The sequence below is a fragment of the Sphingobacterium sp. T2 genome, from assembly GCF_000814685.1.
GTDB classification, from domain to species: domain Bacteria; phylum Bacteroidota; class Bacteroidia; order Sphingobacteriales; family Sphingobacteriaceae; genus Sphingobacterium; species Sphingobacterium thermophilum.
On record NZ_JXAC01000215.1, the window covers coordinates 1 to 6475 of the forward strand.

Consider the following 6475-nt stretch of genomic DNA (forward strand, 5'->3'; position numbering starts at 1 on the left):
TCCTTTATTTCTAAAATAAAAGAAGTTGAAAAAGTAATATGTGTTAAAATTATTCATGTCCTTGTTTTGATGATTCAAATGTAAAACAGTTTTTTTTTAATTCCAAAATAAATTATAATTTTTTTTTGATTTTTTGGCTTTTTTGTTGTGCTAAATGGGTAAAAAAATGTGTATTTTTTTATTAAAAAAATTCAAAAAAAAATAGCTTAAAATTAACTGTGTTTTTTATGTGTATAATTTTTAAAATATTAATATTCAGCTATTTTAAGTTTTTTTATTGTCTGTTTTTTTATACTTTTTTTGTGTTGATTTTTCATCAAAAAAAGAGCTTATTTTTTTATAAAAATGTTTGTTTTTTTTTAGGTAAAAAGTATGTCTTTTTAAGTGGTTTTTATGAATTATCAAATATGAAGATTATTTGATATTATTGTGCTGTAATAAGAGTTCCATATAATGATATATGTTTTATTGAGTGTATGCTGTAGCGTTTTGGTTGGTGTTTTGATAAAAATAGCCCGTAAGAGGAGTGTTGACGTACAACAGATGGTGTTGTGGAACTATCCGACTACCGTTGCGCTCACTTATTTTCTTTTCCGACCGGATATTGGGGTGTTGCAAGAGGTTACATTGCCTTATCTATATTATTTGCCTTTGGCAATCATGTTGCCTTGTCTTTTTATCTTTATAGCGTTAGCGGTAAGATATAGTGGTATTGTAAAGACCGATGTGGCACAGCGTATGTCGCTGTTTATACCGCTTATTGCTTCTTTTATACTCTTTAATGAAGCGGTACAAGTTCGGAAGATTATAGGAATCCTTATCGGGGTAGTAGCCGTGATCTGTTCTGTGAGCTGGCGTAATCATGAGGATAAGCCGAACAGCAAGAATATATATCCTTTTATTGTTTTTATAGGTATGGGATTTATAGATATTCTTTTCAAGCAGGTGGCTCAATATAAGAATATTCCGTATACTACTTCCATGTTTTTGGTGTTTGTGGGGGCAATGATTTTTGCTTTTATGATATTATTATATTTCAGCTGGACTAATAGACAAAGGTGGGATAAAGACGCTATACTTTGGGGATTGTTTTTAGGATTGTTTAATTTTGCAAATATCTACTACTATATGCGGGCACATAGAGCCATTTCTGATAATCCTTCCATCGTATTTACGACGATGAATGTAGGGGTAATAGTTTTGGGCAGTTTGGTGGGAGTATTTGTTTTTAAGGAGAAATTGACTTTGTTGAACAAGATTGGACTGCTTTTGGCGGTTATATCGATTATATTAATAGCATATCTGTGAGTCTATTTGAAGATACGTATCTGACTATAGAAGAACCTGCGGAAGGCATTTTTAAGGATAAGGGCAGTAAATTTATTGCGTATGCTTTTCCATTTAGGGATGAGAATCAGCTGAAAGAGATTATCGCAGGTGTAAAGGCTGAGCATCCAAAGGCTCGTCATCACTGTTGGGCATATAGACTTACTCCCGATCGGTCGATTTATAGGGTAAACGATGATGGGGAGCCTTCCGGTACGGCAGGCCGTCCTATTTTAAATGTCCTTCTTTCCAAAGATGTCACTAATATTCTGGTCGTGGTGGTCCGTTACTTTGGAGGTACCCTACTTGGTGTGCCCGGCTTAATCAACGCTTATAAGACGGCGACACAAGAAGCCCTTGAGAATGCCATTATCATCGAGCGTACCGTAAATGATGTTTACTGCATAGAGTTTGAATACCTTTCGATGAATGACGTGATGCGAGTCATTAAAGAAGAAGGTATTACGGTATTGAATCAACAGTTTGATAACTCGTGCTCCATGACGGTGGAGATGCGTAAGATGCAGGTCAATACTTTTATTCAGAAGATGGAAAAGATTGATGAGGTAAAGACCACTTATCTTAAGACGCTTTAGTTAGGTGATAAGCCTTTGCGCATAGAGTCAAACTTCAACAGAATAAATAGAAGTATAGTAAAGCTCCATAATGAAGACCCTCCGTAGCTGATAAAAGGAAGAGGAATACCTATAACAGGAACTATACCTATGGTCATGCCAATATTGATAAAGAAGTGGAAGAATAGGATGGAGGCCACCCCATAGGCATAAACACGAGCAAAGGTGGTTCGCTGTCGTTCTGCGATATGTATTATCCGGAATAGAAGGAATACATATAAAGCTATCAATGTTACGCAGCCGACAAAGCCCCATTCTTCGCCAATAGTACAAAATATAAAGTCTGTACTTTGTTCGGGCACGAAATTGTATTTAGTCTGTGTCCCTTGCAAATACCCCTTGCCGAAGAGTTTTCCCGAACCAATAGCAATCTTGGATTGATTCAGGTTGTAACCTTGACCTTTTGGGTCATCCATCTTTCCTAATATGATGTCAATGCGGTTACGTTGGTGCGGCTGAAGGATTTTTTCGTAAGCGAAATCTACACTCATGACAAAGACGCTGGCCACGGCGAAGATGATGCTGAGATCAATGATATATTTTCTTTTCTTCCCTAAAAGAAAAATGAAAAGCACACAGATGGCTGCTATAATTCCTATCAGAATCCATTGGTTTATAAGAAGAGCCATGATGAAAAGCAGGATGGCCAAGCCTCCAAAAATCAGTAGTTTGGTGCCTACATACCCTTCTCTGTAGAATACAAAAATGAGAGAGAAGAAGGCTAAAGCAGAACCTGTGTCCGGTTGCAACATGACTAGGAAAACGGGAAAAAGTACGATGCTGGCACCTATTAACAGTGCTTTAAAGCTTGGAAGCTTGTTGGTCTGTGTATTAAGGTAATAGGCAAGCAATAGACAGGTGGCCAGCTTACCAAATTCAGAAGGCTGCAGACGGAAACTTCCCAGAGGTATCCAGGCTTGGTTACCTCCCACATTGCGTCCTATCACGAGCACTGCGATAAGAAGAAGAATGACCACAAAATAGATGAAGGGCGGTGCCGAAATAGAAAAAGCGTTGGTCGATGATAAGTATGCTGAAACCGATAATCAAGGCTGTGAAGATGTAAATAGACTGCTTGCCATAGTTGGTAGCCATATTAAAGATGCCCGGATTTTCTGCATCATATACGGCTGCATGGATGTTGAACCAGCCGATAAGGCACAGCGTGAACCAGAGGCATATAGTGACCCAGTCAATTCTTCCCAAAAAACCTTTCTTATCGTTGTGCATAATTTTTTCTGACTTGGCTATGATGAACTAAGATATTTGACTCTTTATTCTCTTGATATGCAACTTGTTTGTTGGCAGTTGTTGAATCTTTCTTCGAATTGTTATCTTGTTTATCTGTTTTTTTCACTTCCGGTGTGCTTTTCTTTTTGAATGGCAGGATGTTCGTATTCATTATTCTATCCTGCACATGCTTGGACATGGATATGGTATCGCGAATATATTTTTCCACGATCATACTGGCAATAGGGGCAGCCCAAGTTCCTCCATACCCTGCATTTTCGACGAAGACGGCGATCGCGATTTTAGGGTTTTCGCGCGGTGCAAAAGCAAAAAACACAGAATGGTTTTCGCCGTGTGGATTTTGGACGGTTCCTGTTTTGCCACACATCTCAATTCCTGGGATTCGGGCGCCGGTAGCGGTACCTCTGGAAACGGCACGACTCATCCCTTCGATTACAGGTTCGTAATATTGAGCGTCCACGCCCGCCCATATTTTTTCGGTAAACTCCTTTTTGACGATTTTCTTCTGTCCTATATCCTTTGATAAGGTGAGGACGGTAATAATAGCCGCGGTTTGCTATTATCGCCATCACATTGGCCATCTGAAGAGGTGTGATGCCGAGCTCTCCCTGACCGATAGATAAAGAAATATTAAATGACGAAGTCCACTTGTTACTTCTGAACCGTTTGGTGTAATATTCGGCAGGATAGATGTTGCCACCCTTTTCTCCAGGAAGGTCAATACCCAAAGGATTTCCTAAGCCAAATTTCATTAGTGACTCTCGCCAAAGTTCGTATGCCTTATATGGAGGCATTCCTCTGGATTCCAGCATACGAGCATATACATATCCGTAGTAGGTGTTACACGAATTTTGGATGGATTTTACGAGGTCTGTAGTACCGTCCACATGGGTACAGCGCATTTTGGCACCATTCACATAATATCCCCCAGGGCAAAAGAAGGTTGTCTTAGCGTTAATAACACCGGCTTGTTGGGCTGTAAGGGCTGCAATAACTTTAAATGCTGATCCCGGAGGGTAGGAGGCCTGAATAGGTCTGTTGAACATAGGTTTGTTCGGATCCCTGAGCAACTTCATATAGTTGTTGCCCCGCTCACGTCCTACCATAAGGTTAGGATTGTAGGAAGGGCTGCTCACATAGACCAATATTTCTCCGGTAGAAGGTTCTATAGCCACGATAGAGCCCGATTTGTTGCGCATGAGCTTTTCTGCTAGTATTTGAAGGTCTTTATCCAATGAAGATATAAGGCCTTCCCCGGCAACAGCCAGCGTATCGTACTTGCCGTTCATGAAGGAGCCTTGCGGTCTATTCAGGCGTCTACCATCAGGTTTTTAACCCCTCGGGTGCCACGTAGGAGCTCCTCATAGGAACGTTCTACTCCAGAGGCGCCGATATAATCTCCTGCGCGGTAGAAGCCGTTGGAACGCTCAATATCTTTTTCGTTTACCTCCTGAATATATCCTAAGAATTGGGCTGCTATGCTGTCCGGATAGGTCCGGATATTTCTATCAACGGTGTAAAAACCGTTGAACTTATCCATATGTTCTTGCAAAACGGCAAACGTCTCTTTAGGGATAAGCTTTTCGAAAATGGATGCTCGGTAAGGAGAGTGTTCACGAGCTTTTTTCATTCTTTTTTCAAAGCCCTCCTTATCTATGCCCAGAAGATTACATAGTAGAAGAGTGTCAATTATTTTTTGCTTCTTTAGGGATGACCATAAGATCATACACTGGTTCATTCTGTACCAGAATCTTGCCATTGCGATCCAAGATAATCCCTCGAGCAGGATATTCTATTACTTTACGTAGGACGTTGTTATTGGCTGATAATAAATAAGAATCGTCGATGATCTGGAGATAGAACAATCGAGCGATAAGAGTTAAGGCAACTATCAGAATAATTCCTTGTATGATATATTTTCGCTGAAAAAAACTATTCATAATAATTCCTTATTAATTGCTCAATATCCGTGTTTTTTTCTGATATGTCAGCAAACTAATGATGAAGATGACAATACAAGTCATCAAAGAACTTAGTACGACACTTAATAATGTCTGTAAGATATTCGAAAAAGAAAAAGATTCTACCAAAAATAGTACGAGATGATGAATGAATGTCCCTAAAAGGATATAGGTACTGTACCATTTGAATCCTCTGCTTCCCCACGATGGGGTATTAAAGGAGCTTCTCTCTTCGACTTCGATGGTGATGTTGTGAAAGAATATCCTGAAAAAAGCTAAAGCTACGCAAGCCGAAGCGTGAATCCCTATACTGTCGTAGAAAGCGTCCACACACAAGCCGGTCAAGAAGGCTAATACGTATAAGACCAAGTTGGGTATTCCTATAGGTAACAACAGGATGATAAGGATATACGGATAGGTTACAGCTATATTATAATATCCGAAGTTTTTCAATACAGCTACTTGCAGAATCAGTAATATTACAAATCGAATAATGTTATATATAATTACTTTAGCCATTGTTGTCGTTTCCCGCTTCGAGTTCCAGCTTTTCTTTCGCTAATTTATCTTTAACAATATAGACGTGATGCAGTTGCTCAAATTTAGTCGTCAGTAAGATGCGTACATCTTTAAACGACCCTCCGCTTACAATATCTGTCTGTACGATATGACCTACTTTTATGCCTTTCGGAAATTTAGTGGAATATCCGGAGGTGAAGATAGGTTGACCTATATAAAGCTTGACGTGATTCGGAATATCTCTAACCATTGCAAAGCGGGGCTCGGTATTGTTTCCCCATACAAGAGAACCAAAAGCTGTAGCATTGGAATCAATGGTTACGGAAATTTTGGTGTCCGGATGTAATAGTGATTTGATGGTGCTAAAGTGAGGAGAAACGTTTTGAACGGTTCCTACCACACCGTTAGAGGTTATTACACCCATATCTTTTTCAATACCATCAAGAGATCCTTTGTCTATGGTGATATAATTGCTTCGGTGATGTACACTGTTGTTTACTACTGAAGCAACTATAAATTCGTATCTATTGTGATCTATATCTTTGGGAAGGGAGTCCAAAAACAGAGCATGTTCTGCACTGTCTTTATCTAGGAGATTTTGCAGATGAAAGCGCAACAATGCATTTTCATCCATCAGATCTTTGTTGGTTTCTGCCAAGTACATATATTCTTTCCAAGAATTCACTTTGGCGTAGAAAGAGCCTACAACAATATTGGAAGAGTTGATAAATGCAGATCGCATGATAGTTATTTGTTGTTTATTTACTAACACTAGAGAAAACA

General features: G+C 39.2%; 8 protein-coding genes and 1 pseudogene. 2 read left to right on the plus strand and 7 right to left on the minus strand.

Annotation, left to right across the window (positions count from 1 at the left end; genetic code table 11):
• Nucleotides 1-453 precede the first annotated feature (453 nt).
• The gene (locus SD31_RS12335) at nt 454-1308 is read left to right on the plus strand and encodes a DMT family transporter (RefSeq protein WP_039054364.1); all 855 of its coding nucleotides are present in this window, start codon (nt 454-456) and stop codon (nt 1306-1308) included.
• Entirely contained in the window at nt 1305-1922 is a 618-nt protein-coding gene (locus SD31_RS12340; RefSeq protein WP_039054365.1) for a YigZ family protein, read from the plus strand. Before SD31_RS12335 ends, SD31_RS12340 begins: the two co-directional genes overlap by 4 nt.
• Here the strand turns inward: SD31_RS12340 and rodA are convergent.
• The 7 genes and pseudogenes from rodA to mreC all read right to left on the minus strand — a co-directional run.
• Nucleotides 1919-2908, minus strand: coding sequence for a rod shape-determining protein RodA (gene rodA / locus SD31_RS12345; protein ID WP_316929871.1), 990 nt, complete (start codon nt 2906-2908; stop codon nt 1919-1921). The genes SD31_RS12340 and rodA overlap by 4 nt on opposite strands.
• On the minus strand, nt 2883-3191 hold the full coding sequence (locus SD31_RS21000) for a hypothetical protein (protein WP_316929872.1): 309 nt from the start codon (nt 3189-3191) through the stop codon (nt 2883-2885). Before SD31_RS21000 ends, rodA begins: the two co-directional genes overlap by 26 nt.
• The gene (locus SD31_RS20290) at nt 3178-3636 is read right to left on the minus strand and encodes a penicillin-binding transpeptidase domain-containing protein (protein ID WP_262506626.1); all 459 of its coding nucleotides are present in this window, start codon (nt 3634-3636) and stop codon (nt 3178-3180) included. The genes SD31_RS21000 and SD31_RS20290 overlap by 14 nt, the downstream gene beginning before the upstream one ends.
• Complete coding sequence (locus SD31_RS20295) at nt 3581-4501, minus strand: penicillin-binding transpeptidase domain-containing protein (RefSeq protein WP_262506627.1); 921 nt, start codon at nt 4499-4501, stop codon at nt 3581-3583. The genes SD31_RS20290 and SD31_RS20295 overlap by 56 nt, the downstream gene beginning before the upstream one ends.
• A 20-nt stretch (nt 4502-4521) precedes the next feature.
• Nucleotides 4522-5152, minus strand: a pseudogene (locus SD31_RS19365) (hypothetical protein).
• A gap of 12 nt (nt 5153-5164) precedes the next feature.
• Nucleotides 5165-5692: a hypothetical protein gene (locus tag SD31_RS12355; protein WP_039054366.1), complete on the minus strand. Its 528-nt coding sequence runs from the start codon at nt 5690-5692 to the stop codon at nt 5165-5167.
• On the minus strand, nt 5685-6475 hold a 791-nt coding region (mreC, locus tag SD31_RS12360; RefSeq protein ID WP_039054367.1), incomplete at its 5' end, for a rod shape-determining protein MreC. The genes mreC and SD31_RS12355, both read right to left, overlap by 8 nt.

Excerpts from the sequence above, each read along its gene's own strand:
- SD31_RS12335 (WP_039054364.1), top strand. The coding sequence starts at position 454 with ATGATATATGTTTTATTGAGTGTATGCTGTAGCGTTTTGGTTGGTGTT.
- SD31_RS20290 (WP_262506626.1), bottom strand. The coding sequence starts at position 3,636 with ATGAGTCGTGCCGTTTCCAGAGGTACCGCTACCGGCGCCCGAATCCCA.
- SD31_RS20295 (WP_262506627.1), bottom strand. The coding sequence starts at position 4,501 with ATGAACGGCAAGTACGATACGCTGGCTGTTGCCGGGGAAGGCCTTATA.
- SD31_RS12355 (WP_039054366.1), bottom strand. The coding sequence starts at position 5,692 with ATGGCTAAAGTAATTATATATAACATTATTCGATTTGTAATATTACTG.
- SD31_RS21000 (WP_316929872.1), bottom strand. The coding sequence starts at position 3,191 with ATGCACAACGATAAGAAAGGTTTTTTGGGAAGAATTGACTGGGTCACT.